The sequence below is a fragment of the Chryseobacterium sp. ZHDP1 genome (genome assembly GCF_018603435.1).
Classification (GTDB): Bacteria; Bacteroidota; Bacteroidia; order Flavobacteriales; family Weeksellaceae; genus Chryseobacterium; species Chryseobacterium indicum.
On the sequence record NZ_CP075682.1, the window covers coordinates 4,458,839 to 4,472,474 of the forward strand.

Consider the following 13,636-nt stretch of genomic DNA (forward strand, 5'->3'; position numbering starts at 1 on the left):
TATGAAAAAGATATTATTTAATTTATTTACCTTTTTGATTATACTTTTGACAGCCGGTTGTTCAAAACAATGGCTTGAAGATAAGCAAGATGTTAAATTGATAGTCCCAACAACTTTGAATGATTTAGACCTTCTTCTTAATGCTGATTTATTTCAATATGATGGAAGAGGAGGAGTGGAGACATCATGTGATGATTATGAATTTACTAGTGAACAGTTTAATGAGGTCTACTTTGGATTTGATAGAGATTTCATAATATGGAAAAAAGAAAAAGATTACGAGAATTTAGACCTTATTCAGCAGAATGAATGGAATTGCGCTTACAGTCAAATTCAAGTCTGTAATGTAGTAATAAAAGGACTTTCTTCGATTGATCGAACAGGTGGGAATGGTTCTGACTATGACCGTATCCAAGGCGTGGCCCTATACCATAGAGCAAAGCAATTTCTTAATATGGTGATGACATTTAGCAAATACTATGATAAAACTACCGCAAATAGTGATTTAGGAATACCCATTAAATTAGAGGATGATATTGATGAGAAAGTAAAAAGAGCTTCTGTTGAGGAAACTTACCAGCAAATTGTTAAGGATTTACAACTATCAGCGAGGGTTTTACCTGCAACTCAATCTGATTACACCCGGGTGACAAAAGCAGGTGCATTTGCTCTTCTTGCCCGAACCTTTCTTTTTATGGATAAATATGGAGAGGCAAAAGATGCGGCAGATTCCACTTTAAAATATAACTCTTTTGTCGAAGATTTCAATTTGATAAACGATCCAACGACAAGCAATCCTTTGGACATTAAATCAAAAGAGATTCACGTGAGAAGTTTGATGGTTAAATCATCTAGTAGTCCATCAATTGGCCGTATTAATAATACTCTCTATAATGGATACGGCAATGATGATTTGCGAAAGTCTCTCTTCTTTAAGGAAGAGGGAGACGGAAAGTTTACTTTTCGTGGAGAGTTTTTGAATAACCTTTTCACTGGCACGACAACAGGTGAAATCTTGCTAATTCTTTCGGAAGCAAATGCACGGCTAAATAACGTTCAAGGCGCAATGGATGCATTAAACAAGCTTGCAAGTAAAAGATATAAAAAGGAAACCTTTCAAAATTTTGCTGCTCAAAACGCCAGTTCAGCGTTAGATCTTATTTTAAAAGAAAGAAGAAAGGAGCTAGTAACCAGGGGCCTTCGGTGGCAAGATCTTAAACGACTTAATAGAGATCCTAAATATTCGCAAACATTAATTAGACAAATAGGTGATGAAACATATACATTACCACCTAATGATCCACGCTATGTATTACCAATTCCTCAGTTCGTAATAAATTTCAATCATATTGAACAAAATCAATATTAAAAACATGAAAAAAAATATTCTAATAATCTTCCTTTCTCTAATAATATTTGCTTCAAAGGGACAGGTTAAGACTAAAATTACTGGTTGCATACCCGAATACAAGGAAAATGATGCGGATGTTGAGATAAGTGTATTTTATCCACATATAATTGGAAATGGGCGAAAAGTTGATTATAAAACTCGAACTTCAAGAGGTCATTTTGAGTTTGAGCTTGACATTGATGAACCATTGTCAGTTACTGGAACATTAAATGAACAGGAGATGATTTTTCCTGGTGCTTATTCAATTTTAGTTAACCCCGGGGATAGTATACATGTCGAAATACCTAATGCAAAAAAACTTGGTATAATGAATCTTAAATTTTCAGGTATAGGAAGTCCAAAAGTGCATTTTCAACAAGCAATCGTAGCTCAAATCCTTTCCCTTTATAAGCAAGATCCCGCATATCGTCTACAATCTTTAAGCTATCAGTTTGCAAGTACTGACAAAAAATTGAATGCAATTGATTCTATTTGCACAAAATATAAAGGCAATTTTAAAACTTCAGAAATCGACTTAATAAAAGCTATGGAATACGAAACGGTATTACATATGCTGATGTATTCTAGTATGCAAAGTACCAATGATTCTTTAAAAACGTTATTCAAAAATTATATTGTAAAAAAAAATAGGATGAAGCCATTTTTGACTAATCATGTAATTCATAATTACGGAATGACTGTTCTTAGCGATTTTGTGTTACTCTCCGAATATGATAATCCAAAAAATGATGGATTCCGAGTAAATGAAAACCCAGTAGAATACTGTAAATTAATTATAAAATATTTATCAAAATATCCTGCTGCAAAAGAATATCTATTAGCCAATACTGCGTTAAATGTTTTTTCGGATGAACAGGATAGTGAAAATTCAAACATCATATACAGACTATACTCTGACAACGTTGACCATGGATCTACATTTTATCGAAAAGTGCTAGATAGCTACCAAATCATTAAGTCAAGATTAAAGAAGGGGATGCCATTCTATTCGTTTTCTTTACCTGATACAACTGGAAAAATCCATGAATTGTCCGATTTTAAAGGCAAAGTTGTAATTCTTGATTTTTGGTTTAATGGTTGTGGCGGCTGCAGAGAGTTAGCTCCAGTAATGGTGGAATTAGAGAAGGAGTATATTGGTAAAGAAATTCAGTTTATTTCTATAAGTATTGACCGCGATAAGAGTTTGTGGTTAAAAGGGATAGGTAAGTACTGCAGTAAAAGTTCTTTGCAACTTTTTACAGAAGGGCTTGAGACAAAACACCCATTAGTTGAATTTTTAAACCCAGGTGGATTTCCTTTTTTGATTGCGATTGATAAACATGGAAACCTAATTGGACCACCACCAGATCCACGTGGTGGCGTTTCAGATTTTAAAAGATTCATCGGCAAATATTTATAGAAAATTGGTGCCACAGCTAGGAGATTGAGCAAATTAAATTCGTACAATTGTGCGATAACCTCGCGAAGCAATGTCGTACCCTGTAAAGTAAGAATAGATTTTTTATAATGGCAGTTTGTTTGCGAGTAATTAATTATAAAAGAGACTGCCTATTAGCAGTCTCTTTACTTTTTATTAGTTACGAGGACCTCTATGCATTCTGCTGGTATTTCCTGTTGGTTCGCCGGTCGAGGTGTCGTACTCCTGTGAGCACAAGATCTGCGTTTGATCCTTGCATTGATTGGTACCGGTAACTTGCGCTCCCTGTGATCCGTCAGGGTTCACATAAAATTCTTGTAAAGCTAATTTTGCACTGCTACTTGCTGGCGCAAAAGAGAAAGCTGCGAAACTTCCGATTGCAATTGCTGCAACTCCTAATGTAATTCTTAGTGATTTCATGATGTTTGGTGCTTTTATAAATCAAAAAGCTAAACTTTGGTTAGTTTTTTGCCTACTCTTTGTTCAGGTTTTCGGCGTCTCCTGTTTGGTTATTAGTTTAGTTATAAGTGGTCTGAACACTATTGTGTGGGGCTCGCCTTAGCGAAAAAAAAGTGATCAGACCAATAATGTTAATTGCCAAGGCAATGAAATTAAAATACAGCTGGTCGTTCCAATTCATTCCTTTGAAAACTGCAATACATGAGCATGGGATGCTCGGTGCAAATTTTAAAATGTAAATTAGGTAAGCAGTATAAAGGATCAGGATAGAAAGGGAAGCTAATAATCCGAACCTTCTCCAGTTCTTGTTTATCAATAGTATGACAATCCCGAGGTGTACAGCCTGTAAAATATAAGGTAGGACAGCCCCTCCTGCAGATAAGACATAAGCCCCTCTTATCTGTCTATTGAATGTGTCAAAATCAAAGATTTTACTGGCGAACGTGTACGCCCATACAAGAATGAGGATAAATATGATCAGTTCTGAAATGATATTGTTAATTCTCATGATGTGGTTATTTGGTGGTTGTCATAAATGCCATACTAGTCGCATGCATTTTCGAGGATTTAAAAATCTATTTTCAAAATTTCTATTTCATCAAATTTAGAATGCCTTTTGGCTGAAATGCAAGAACTTGTTGTCTCAGAATACAAATGCACACTGTATTAGAAAAAATTCACACTTAATGTTTCCATTGATCTTTATCTTTTGGTGGTGGATCTTTGATCTCATTTCCGTCCGCGTCAAAACTTAAGTTTGACGTCGTTTGCAAAGTGTCATTCTCTGTTTTTAAATAGAGCTTTTGCTGATTTTCTTTTTCTGCCAGGCTGTTTTTTTCTGGTACTATTTCCATTTCATCCTGTCTGCAAGATTGTAATGTGCAAAGGCTGAAAAGGATTATCGATATTGAGATAACCGTTGTTTTTTTCATTGTAAAATTTTTTAGATTATCTCGGCCGAGACGTGGTTGAATTCTGTGGTCCAAATTATCAGTCTTTGGGATAGGTTAAAACAACTTGTGGTCTCAGTTATCAAATGCACACCAATGAATTACCCACTGCAGCAGATGTAAATAATTGAGAAAAAGTCACCTAATATTTTTGAAAAAAAATGTGGTATTGGGGGCATTTTTGAAGTGTATTAGAAACCATTCACATGTATTAGAACGCAAATTCACACTTGCAATTTTGATGTTTAATTTCGTAATGCACTGATATATAGTTCGCTAATTTGTAAAACGCTTTTTCACGTAGCGATGAATTTGGGTTGTCTGGTATATGAGAAATTTTCTTAATTTTATAGTAATACTTAGCCATGAACCGCCCACAAATTCATTTTTTATCAATCATATTACTTTTTCTGTGCGAATTACTGTTTGCCCAGCAAGAAAAGCTGAGCGATTTTTATCTCATCCAACGTCAATACGAGAACCTACCGGAAAATGATGCAGCAGCACTTCCGCTGGTAGGAAAGCTTATCCAAAAGGCAAAATCGGAGAATGATCATACCCAGCTGTTTCTTGGTTATAAGGACGCCCGCTATTACTCGGCTGATCCGCAGATCAAACTGAAATATGCAGACAGTGCCATTTATGTCGCAAAGGCAATTAGGAACGATAGTTTATTGAGCAGTGCGTACATGAGTAAAGGAGTGGTTTATTACTTTTATCTCAAAAAATATAAGCTCGCGCTAAATGAATATTTGAAAGCTTTTGAGAAGAATAAAAGCAATAAAGATCCATATTACAGAAACAAACTTAATTACCACATAGGAGTTGTTAAAAGCTATATAGGTTATTATAAGGAGGCTCTTAATAATTTTGAGGAGGGCAGAGCTTTTTTTGAGGGTGAGATCAAGAAGTATCAGCACCCAAATTTGATGTATGGGAATCAAAGAGGGTATTTGAATACGATCCATCAAATGATCGTATGTTACCGCAAACTGGATGATAATAAAAAGGCTGATTCGCTGATAGCGGTAGGGCTTGCAGGATCATCGAAAAATGCGGATTACAAGCAGGAACACAGTTATTTCCTCAAAGAAGAGGGCATTCGTGAATTCCGTAACAAGCATTATGGCAATGCGGTCAAAATGTTGAACAATTCTTTAGCAGCGCTTATCCAGGTCAATGACTTCGCGTGGTTGACCGTATCATACTCGTACCTCGGCAGAGCCAAGTGGGAGCAGGGAAATATCGGAGAAGCGATCAGGGATTTTGAAAAGATAGATTCAATTTTCGTAAAGCATAATTTTGTTCTGCCGGAAGTAAGACATATATATGTCGATCTGATAAATTATTATGCAGATAATAAAGACAGTGCAAAATCATTATACTATACCAGACAACTTCTTAAAGTCGATAAAATTCTTGAAGAGGATTTCGTTTATCTGTCTTCAAAAATCCATCATGAGTATGATGCTGATAAACTTTTACAGGAGAAGGACAAATTACAGCGGATATCCTGGATTAGAGGAACTGTATATGTGATCCTATTATTTATTTTTTCCTTTGGAGCGTTCTATCTGCTTTTAAGGCTGAGGTCCAGAAAGACGGTTATTGGTCGGAATAGCGTTTTAGGGATTAACCTCGCAGGTGGTACCTTAAATATGGAAGAGGAAGGAGCATTCAGGATGCGAACGTACAGGAAAACCGATATAGGTAATAGTATTGTTGAGGATGTTCTTCGGAAGCTGAGTGAATTTGAAGCAAATCACGAATATCTTAATGAGCATATCAAGCTCAAATCAATGGCCAAAAGTTTTGGTGTAAACCACAATTATCTATCCGAAATTATTCATGCACATAGGGGCGCAAATTTTCATCTATATCTCTGCGAGTTGCGGATTTCCTACATTACTAAGAAACTTGACACCGATAAAGAATACCATAAGTATACCAGTGACACACTCTCAAAAATGTGTGGAATTTCATCAAGGACTAATTTTTCAAAAGTATTCCAGCAGATAAATGGTATGAGTTTTACACAATATCTACACAAAGTCAAATCTGAACTGGGTACCGCTCCTATATCCGTAAATGAATAAAATTCGCAATTTACCTTACGGATTTCCGTAATTATCCTTATATTATATATAATATATTTAGCCTCTTATGAAAGATCAATGCACTATCACATGGACTGGTCGTGTTGTGAAGGAACCGATACCCCGTCATTTTGAACTTTTTGAATATGTAGGAACGGACGAATTAGGACAGCCGATCAAAGTTTACGTATATAGGGTTGAAAAAATTGAAAAGGATAAGGAGCAGCTTCAAAATAGACCTATATAATTAGCCTATTGCTGTCAATTAACTCCAATATTTTGGATTGAAATCATTGATAGATAGGGGATAGTAAAATTACGACACTTTTCAAAAAAGTGGGTAAATCATTTTGCCGTGATTTTTCAATATACTATATTGCAAAACCAAAATCACATTAATTTATGAAAAAGAATATATATTTATTTAGTATAGACGTGCAACCCTGCACATAGAATGGAGTTTCAATCCTATTGAAATTTGTACGAATTCATCTCAGTACAGTCACTTAATTCCTTTATCCCAAATAAGGAAAAAAATAGATCGGACGACGTAGCTGAACAAAAAGTCTCACCGCGCTCAGGGAGAATATCACCGTAATTATATAAATGAAAAAATAGATATGTATGTTTCAGAAAGACATGGATCATATAGATTCGTCAACAGGAGGAGGAGAAAGTAGCAGTTCAACTACTGTTTTTTCTTCACAGCCTGAGAATGCAGGGGCAAAGACTTTTTTTGATAAGCCAATGCAGAATAACGAAAGGTCACTTACTAAAGGGAAGCTATGGAAGAACCAGCCTACTTCAAAAATTTATAATGCTGGAGCGATTTCGGAAAATGAAGTAAATGGGCTGAACAGGCTGGTGAAGCTTGAAATTGTGGTTGAAGGCACCACCATTCGATTCTTCAAGCATTTCAAGCTTACACAGAGTGCCGTAAAGCACCATACCTTTGAGTTGACCTTAGCGCACGACACATTGGGCGATGCTGAAAACCACAATTTGGAAGAGGCTCAAAATTTCCTTGGAAAACGGATTACCGTTGTTTTCAGATATAAAGATGTAGAAGAAAGCCCTGAAAGAAATTTTGTAGGGGTTGTGACTGAGGTCGGTTTCAGTCAGGATCAGGGAAGTTTGGGTAATATAGTCCTTATTGGTGAAAGCCCGACAATTTTGTTGGACGCTGCACCCCATACCCAAAGTTTTGGGGGAAGTCAGGAAATTAGTCTCAATAGTATTGCCCAACAAGTTATAAACGAGGGACTTGATCCCAATAAGTTTGATTTCAGGGTTGATGCGAACTACGGGAACATAAGTTACAGTTCTCAATATGAAGAAACGCATTATAACTATTTGGGGCGGATGGCGGAGGCTTATGGAGAACAGTTCTTCTATGATGGAGAGGTATTGCATTTTGGAAAGCTTCCGCCAGCTGAAAACCCTGTAAAGTTAGTATACGGCAGGAATCTCGGTGATGTGAAAATAAGCATGAAAGCCCAGCATGTCAAGCCTTCTTTCTACGGTTACAATAGCCGTAAGAATGAGAAATTGACCGGAGGAGATCCAGCTATTAAACATACTTCAGATATCGCTCAGCGAGCCTATGAAATCTCTACTAACACTTTTAAAACTCCTTCATTGCGTATAGCACCGATAAAGGCAAATTCATTTTTGGATGTTGAAGCTTCACAGAAGGGTACTGCTGGCAGCAAGGCTGCGGAGGTATTTGTTACTACCGGAATATCCACTGTACCGTTCCTCTATCCGGGTTGTATAGCGGACATGGAAATGCGAAAAGCAGAAACCAGCGAGACGTCATATTTTACCCGATTGTTATTAACGGAGGTCTTACATGAAGTTGATGCAAGGGGATACTATAGCGGGCGTTTTGAGGCTATAGCCGCTGATTTGGGTTATATTCCCCGACCAGAATTTATTGCCCCAAAAGCTGAACCGCAATTTGGAAAGGTGGTATCCAATACAGATCCATTAAACCAGGGAAGAGTTCAGGTTCAATTCGACTGGCAACAGGGGACGGATTGCTCCGAGTTTATCCGGGTCATGTCACCTGATGCAGGAAGCAGTGATGATGTGAAAACGAATAGGGGCTTTATGTCAGTTCCAGAGGTAGGAGATCAGGTGATGGTAAATTTCGTCTACCAGCATCCTGACCGACCTTTTGTGATGGGTGGTCTTTTTCACGGTGGCATTGGAGCTGGTGGAGGAACAGGAAACAATATTATGTCTTTTAGTGGAAGGAGTGGAACAGAACTAAAATATGATAATGGTGCAGGTTCAATAAATCTTAAAGACAAAGGTGGCGCAAATATGTATTTTGACGGAACGGGCAATGCCACTACTGATGCTAATTTAAATCATGTTGTCAATGCTGGCAGTACAAGTTCCATCAATGTAGGTGCAAAAGAAAACAGTCCTGCAACTTCGGTTTTTGAAATGGATGATGAGGGTAATATCAATTTTAAGGGAAAAAAGAGCCTAACAATTACTATCGGAAACAGTTCTCTGAAAATGAAAGAAGACGGTACAATCAGCTTGACCGGAAAGGACATCACTGTTACAGGAAGCAACAATCTGGCGATAAATGCTACGCCCTCTGAAAAGGGAGGTGGTTCAGGTACGATCGACATCACGGCCAAAGGAGGTGATATTACGATCAGCAATGACAAAAATATAAATGTGAAAGGTGGAATTGAAGTTAAATTGACCTAAAATGGAATATCTAAAAGACCAGGCGATTCTGGATTGTGACAAGGGCCTACTGACATCAACGTTGATTGTTACTTCCAATCCGAAGATCAAGCTCCGGGAGGGAAAGTTTGCAACTGATAAAGACAATGTTGCAGGATTGAATATCCCTCATTTTGGATTGTGCGCACTGAAAGGAATCTGCCGTTTAAATCTTGAACTTTCAGGTGTTCCATTGACTTGGATCAAGGCTGTACCAAAGATCAAAATATTGGATAAAAAACCATTATCAGACGTATCAAAATGTATATGTCCCTATGGTGGTATTATAAGCTGTAAGAACTCAGGACAACTATAAAAAAAATTAAATTATGGAGTTAGCAATAGCAGGTGGAGCAAGTGGTTTTTTTGCAAGCGCAACCACCGCAGGGACTTCGATGTCGTGGAATCCTATCGGATGGATAATTCTGGCAGTTGTTGCGATTGCTGCAATCTGGTATTTCTGGGACGATATATGTGATTTTTTCTCTGCTGTAGGCAATGCAGTAGCGGAAACAGCAAAAGTGATCTGGGAATTTGTTTCCAGCCCAGCTATACCTGCTCCGCCTCCAGCAATAGATGAGGATCTGCCAAAACCAGTACCTCCTCCAATTGATATACCCTTGGATAAACCCGTTACAGTTCCGATCGCACCGCCGATTGCAGTTCCACAGGTAAAGCCTCGAACAAGAAGGCGTGAGAAAGATATTTATAATGTTTATGACCTTCATGTGGGAACACCCGGACTAATGCGAAATTACACGTTTGGAGCTGGGTTCGTAAATCAATTTATGATGAGTGGAGCAATCTGGAAATATGGATTAACTTCTTTTAAGTCGGTTTATGCAAGATATTTAGTAATTTTCCAATTATATCATGGTGATAAAGATGAATATATTTTAAATAATCTATCTTCAGGAAAATTATTACCTTATGAGTGGTATTTACAGAATGTGAACTATGCTACAGCCAACGCTGAGGAAGTTTCTTTGATAGATACATATACGGCAACGCATGGTAAGCTACCTCCTGGTAATACATTTAGGGGTTAGTTTTTCACACAATTATAAAATTTGAATAATGAATGAGCAAGAAATAGAGAAGTTATTGCAGAAAATTAGCAATCAAAAAATGTTTGGTGAAACAGAAAAAGCAATCGCCAACTTACATATTTTAAATAATGAGTTCCCGAAAGAAAAGAAGTACTTAGCACTTTTAGCAAGTTCTTATCTTGATGCCGATTCCGTGGAAGTGGCGGAGGAATATTGCGCAAAAGCACTGGAAATAGATCCTAGTTATCCGGAGATATTTGAGCTCAAAGGTCTTATTGCAGAGAAGAAGGGCGATGATGAACTGGCCGAAAAATATTATAAGGAATCTATTTCAACGGGCATTCCCTTTAAAATGGGGCATCTTAGGCTTGTATTATTATATTACAAACTGGAAAAATATGAAGATGCAATAAAGGAAGCTGAATATCTGCTTGCCAATTTTGATATAGATAGGAATGAGTACTCAGCCGATGAGCAACGTCAAATTTTTGCCCAATGGCTATCGTTTGCGTATAATAGGCTCTATTCGTCCCTTATACGAATTGGTCAATATGAAAAGGCAGCTAATAAAATCAAAGAATTTATTGCTTTCAGAGCTAACTATGTAAATGATCCGTATCAGTTCCTTACCGAAGATGAGATCCTGTTTAAACTGTACCATGCCTTAAACGATGAAGAAAAGATGAAGGAGATGGAAGAAAAGATGCTAAACCACTATATGCTTCCTGAAAGTATGATTGATTCGATGAAAAAAGATGCACAGCAAGGGTATTTGGAAAGTGCAAACCCCGAAAATTATGCCGTATAAACAGTAAATTATAGGATGGCTATCATCCACCGTTAAATCATGTCCGATCTATTGAACGCAGTGGAATATAGATTTTCATTTCACAAAAAGAGTTCTTATAAAGGTAAAGCGTTATTCAATATAGAATCCTCTGGTACATTCACATTAGAAAAAGTGGATGGTGATAAAGCTGAATCGAATTTTACCTTTATCAATCTTAGCTATAAAAGCAGCAACACGAACGATCCTTTATTGTTCAGTCCTGTCGAGTGGAAGTATTCCCGAGATTTAGGGATTGCTGCAATTATCAATAAAAAGAATTTTAAACCCAAGTGGAACCGTTTTAGGGATAAACATCGTAATCCATCAAACAGAGTTCTATTGATGGTCATTGAAAAATTATATTTCAATTCACCATTAGGTATGGAACATGATACCTTTTCAAATGGTGTCTATTTACCTTTCTTTATTAATTCCAATGGCACTTATACTGAGGGCGAAAATTACAGGGGGCTGCAATATTTGTCAATGCCACTGGATATACCCTTGGATACCGTATTTGTCTGCAAAAAAGCGGATGAAAGGGAAATATTGCTCGAAGGCTGGGTTACGTTAAACGAACAGTTTCTTGATAACCTACTTCTTGATCAGGGGTTTAGGAGTAAAGTAAAGGATTACCATGTATCCAGAGACTTTTCCATAGATTCCAAAATAATTGTTATTAAAGATACCGTTGCTGACGTAGTGAAACAGATAAGTTTCAGTTTAACTGTTAAAGGCGAGCAGGATCTTTTGGAGGAAATTACTTATGAGGTACACACAGATTTTGATAGCTATGAAGGAAATGTACACAAGATCTTCGAAGGGAAAAAATATACACTTGAAGAGTGGGAGGAATTTGAGCGTGACCGGAAAAGACCAGGAAGGAACTTTTCTTTATTAGACGGGGATTGATTTCACGAAAAATGATATGACATAATTTCTCTATTTTATTATAAAATTCGATGTCTGAATTATTTAACTTATAAAGAATATAAAACGATAAAAAACATATCTGCGAAGCTAACTGGGATACTATGTATCCCACAAATAACCCGCAACGGCTGTCGAAGCGGGGATAGCGTAGAAGGTTACAGCCGTTGCAGCCGATTTTCGCGCCAAAAGCCGAAGGCTTTTGGCCGCCGGCAGTTTTTTCAACTGCCGACGGTAATGGGTTGTGATTTAAAATTTTTCAGATTGAGGAAAAAACCACGGTATTCTGTCATACCGTCCTTTAGCAGGTTCCATAAAAGCGATGCCCCCAAGTGCGCAATGGTACTATTGATGAAAAGATCCTGTTTTTCAAGTGATTCCGCCAGTGAACAGCTCGGGGTATCATCTTGCTGTTCCGAGGTTTGCATAGCTGTACCATATTCCTCAATAATAGATGGTAGGTTTTCAAATGTTTTGAACTTTTTTGAGGTCGGCTGATCTATGTTTCCGATAGTTGAAAGTATGCCCTGTCCTGAAAATTTGGTATTGCCGAGGTCTAGCCAATACTTTGCTTTGTCCCTGTGGTAATCATAATCTTTGGTTAACTTCTGCAATATCTTGTTTATTTCAATTCTTGATGCAACCGTATCTGTACAGGTTACGTAAATTGATGCGCTTGCATAGTCGGGTATTTGTCCATCGGCATTACGCTCGAATTTTCTTGTTTCCGCTTTCCAGTTTGTACCAGCCCACCTGTTAAGCCTATTGATGATGGCTTGCGATTTATAAAGATTCCGTTCCGATTCAGCAAACCGTTGCCGTCCGATATTGGATGCTGTAATAATATCATCGTCCCATAGGTGCACGTCCAATCCTGGGTGGTCAAGTTCCATTAAACTATGATTGATTTCCATGAGTGCGGTCATAAATTTCGAGCCCGTTCCGCCCGCACCAATTACATTTACACGAATGGGATTTGTTGGACTTAACAAATAATTGTCCAAGAAATGGATATTTTTCTTTGGCGTTCTCATAATAAAATGTCTTTAAGTTTTTGTGATGTTTTTACAAGCATTTCAGTAGGGAATAGTTTACCGTTATCGATAAGGTTTTCCCACAGCATCACACAGTTTCCCTTAACAGGATTATGGTCAGACATAAGGTGTGAAAAGTAGCTATTGAAAAAGTAGTTTTCCCATAATTTCATCAGCTGGTCAATGGAACCAGTTTCAGCAGTTGAAATATCCACAGTCCCCATACATACGGAGCCATCCGCATAGACGTTAAAATATGGTGCGTTGTAAAGCGGTGTATTGATTGTGGGCTTTCTCGATGTTGAAAGTGCAAAAACTTTCAGCGTTTCCCTGTCTGCAACCCATACCATTGGAGGGGTATGTGCTTTTCCCGATTTTATCCCAAGATGGCTACTAAAGTGCAGATCCCGAAACTGTGCTTTTGTGTACCAGACAATAGTAGCGGATTTAGCATCGAATGATAGCAGGTTGTTGTTAAGGATGCCACTCGATTTTAAAAGGTTAAGATTTTCTTCATCCACCTGTAAAGCTGTCGCAAGTCTTTTACCCTCGTTCACAGATAGGGGATGCGGATTGATGGGTATACCATTTTCCATGTCAAAATATTCGACATACGTTTCATTAAAACCTGTCTTACACTGATAAAACACCAATGCGCAGGTAGGGTCAAAATAATTTGCGAAGCTGTTGGTTATATCTTCCATGAGTTCTAT

14 protein-coding genes are annotated in these 13,636 nt (G+C 37.5%); 9 read left to right on the plus strand and 5 right to left on the minus strand.

All coding sequences use genetic code 11. From position 1 onward, the window contains the following. The first annotated feature begins 1 nt into the window (after position 1). Both KKI44_RS20565 and KKI44_RS20570 read left to right on the plus strand, forming a co-directional pair. Complete coding sequence (locus tag KKI44_RS20565; protein WP_214588932.1) at positions 2 to 1,369, plus strand: RagB/SusD family nutrient uptake outer membrane protein; 1,368 nt, start codon at positions 2 to 4, stop codon at positions 1,367 to 1,369. 4 nt (positions 1,370 to 1,373) lie between these two features. Next, complete coding sequence (locus tag KKI44_RS20570; protein WP_214588933.1) at positions 1,374 to 2,810, plus strand: TlpA family protein disulfide reductase; 1,437 nt, start codon at positions 1,374 to 1,376, stop codon at positions 2,808 to 2,810. Between the two features lie 174 nt (positions 2,811 to 2,984). Here KKI44_RS20570 and KKI44_RS20575 read toward each other — a convergent pair whose 3' ends face one another. The 3 genes from KKI44_RS20575 to KKI44_RS20580 form a co-directional block, all read right to left on the minus strand. Next, positions 2,985 to 3,248: a hypothetical protein gene (locus KKI44_RS20575; protein WP_214588934.1), complete on the minus strand. Its 264-nt coding sequence runs from the start codon at positions 3,246 to 3,248 to the stop codon at positions 2,985 to 2,987. Between the two features lie 97 nt (positions 3,249 to 3,345). Further along, complete coding sequence (locus tag KKI44_RS22880; protein ID WP_312992989.1) at positions 3,346 to 3,795, minus strand: MauE/DoxX family redox-associated membrane protein; 450 nt, start codon at positions 3,793 to 3,795, stop codon at positions 3,346 to 3,348. Positions 3,796 to 3,970: 175 nt separating this feature from the next. Next, complete coding sequence (locus KKI44_RS20580; protein WP_214588935.1) at positions 3,971 to 4,219, minus strand: hypothetical protein; 249 nt, start codon at positions 4,217 to 4,219, stop codon at positions 3,971 to 3,973. Positions 4,220 to 4,602: 383 nt separating this feature from the next. Between KKI44_RS20580 and KKI44_RS20585 the strand changes: the two genes are divergently transcribed. From KKI44_RS20585 to KKI44_RS20615, 7 genes are all read left to right on the plus strand, one after another. Then, positions 4,603 to 6,333 (plus strand): helix-turn-helix domain-containing protein, encoded by a 1,731-nt coding sequence (locus KKI44_RS20585; protein WP_214588936.1) that lies wholly within the window; start codon positions 4,603 to 4,605, stop codon positions 6,331 to 6,333. Positions 6,334 to 6,400: 67 nt separating this feature from the next. Further along, positions 6,401 to 6,580, plus strand: a complete 180-nt coding sequence (locus tag KKI44_RS20590; RefSeq protein ID WP_214588937.1) for a hypothetical protein — start codon at positions 6,401 to 6,403, stop codon at positions 6,578 to 6,580. 377 nt (positions 6,581 to 6,957) lie between these two features. Next, complete coding sequence (locus KKI44_RS20595) at positions 6,958 to 9,063, plus strand: type VI secretion system Vgr family protein (protein ID WP_214588938.1); 2,106 nt, start codon at positions 6,958 to 6,960, stop codon at positions 9,061 to 9,063. Position 9,064: 1 nt separating this feature from the next. Continuing rightward, on the plus strand, positions 9,065 to 9,397 hold the full coding sequence (locus tag KKI44_RS20600) for a DUF4280 domain-containing protein (RefSeq protein WP_214588939.1): 333 nt from the start codon (positions 9,065 to 9,067) through the stop codon (positions 9,395 to 9,397). A 13-nt stretch (positions 9,398 to 9,410) separates the two neighbouring features. Next, a complete protein-coding gene (locus KKI44_RS20605) occupies positions 9,411 to 10,130 on the plus strand; it encodes a hypothetical protein (RefSeq protein ID WP_214588940.1) in 720 nt (239 codons plus the stop codon). A gap of 28 nt (positions 10,131 to 10,158) precedes the next feature. Then, on the plus strand, positions 10,159 to 10,938 hold the full coding sequence (locus KKI44_RS20610) for a tetratricopeptide repeat protein (protein WP_214588941.1): 780 nt from the start codon (positions 10,159 to 10,161) through the stop codon (positions 10,936 to 10,938). 39 nt (positions 10,939 to 10,977) lie between these two features. Continuing rightward, positions 10,978 to 11,871, plus strand: coding sequence for a hypothetical protein (locus KKI44_RS20615; RefSeq protein ID WP_214588942.1), 894 nt, complete (start codon positions 10,978 to 10,980; stop codon positions 11,869 to 11,871). A gap of 239 nt (positions 11,872 to 12,110) precedes the next feature. On the opposite strand, the gene KKI44_RS20620 is transcribed toward KKI44_RS20615, so the two are convergent. Together KKI44_RS20620 and KKI44_RS20625 are read right to left on the minus strand one after the other, a co-directional pair. Further along, on the minus strand, positions 12,111 to 12,923 hold the full coding sequence (locus tag KKI44_RS20620; protein WP_214588943.1) for a PRTRC system ThiF family protein: 813 nt from the start codon (positions 12,921 to 12,923) through the stop codon (positions 12,111 to 12,113). After that, the gene (locus KKI44_RS20625) at positions 12,920 to 13,627 is read right to left on the minus strand and encodes a PRTRC system protein B (RefSeq protein WP_002981377.1); all 708 of its coding nucleotides are present in this window, start codon (positions 13,625 to 13,627) and stop codon (positions 12,920 to 12,922) included. Before KKI44_RS20625 ends, KKI44_RS20620 begins: the two co-directional genes overlap by 4 nt. Between the last annotated feature and the right edge of the window lie 9 nt (positions 13,628 to 13,636).

Coding starts and splice junctions, on each gene's coding strand:
- KKI44_RS20615 (WP_214588942.1), top strand. CDS start 10,978: ATGTCCGATCTATTGAACGCAGTGGAATATAGATTTTCATTTCACAAA.
- KKI44_RS20605 (WP_214588940.1), top strand. CDS start 9,411: ATGGAGTTAGCAATAGCAGGTGGAGCAAGTGGTTTTTTTGCAAGCGCA.
- KKI44_RS20625 (WP_002981377.1), bottom strand. CDS start 13,627: ATGGAAGATATAACCAACAGCTTCGCAAATTATTTTGACCCTACCTGC.
- KKI44_RS20610 (WP_214588941.1), top strand. CDS start 10,159: ATGAATGAGCAAGAAATAGAGAAGTTATTGCAGAAAATTAGCAATCAA.
- KKI44_RS20595 (WP_214588938.1), top strand. CDS start 6,958: ATGTTTCAGAAAGACATGGATCATATAGATTCGTCAACAGGAGGAGGA.
- KKI44_RS20565 (WP_214588932.1), top strand. CDS start 2: ATGAAAAAGATATTATTTAATTTATTTACCTTTTTGATTATACTTTTG.
- KKI44_RS20620 (WP_214588943.1), bottom strand. CDS start 12,923: ATGAGAACGCCAAAGAAAAATATCCATTTCTTGGACAATTATTTGTTA.
- KKI44_RS22880 (WP_312992989.1), bottom strand. CDS start 3,795: ATGAGAATTAACAATATCATTTCAGAACTGATCATATTTATCCTCATT.
- KKI44_RS20580 (WP_214588935.1), bottom strand. CDS start 4,219: ATGAAAAAAACAACGGTTATCTCAATATCGATAATCCTTTTCAGCCTT.
- KKI44_RS20590 (WP_214588937.1), top strand. CDS start 6,401: ATGAAAGATCAATGCACTATCACATGGACTGGTCGTGTTGTGAAGGAA.
- KKI44_RS20600 (WP_214588939.1), top strand. CDS start 9,065: ATGGAATATCTAAAAGACCAGGCGATTCTGGATTGTGACAAGGGCCTA.
- KKI44_RS20585 (WP_214588936.1), top strand. CDS start 4,603: ATGAACCGCCCACAAATTCATTTTTTATCAATCATATTACTTTTTCTG.
- KKI44_RS20575 (WP_214588934.1), bottom strand. CDS start 3,248: ATGAAATCACTAAGAATTACATTAGGAGTTGCAGCAATTGCAATCGGA.
- KKI44_RS20570 (WP_214588933.1), top strand. CDS start 1,374: ATGAAAAAAAATATTCTAATAATCTTCCTTTCTCTAATAATATTTGCT.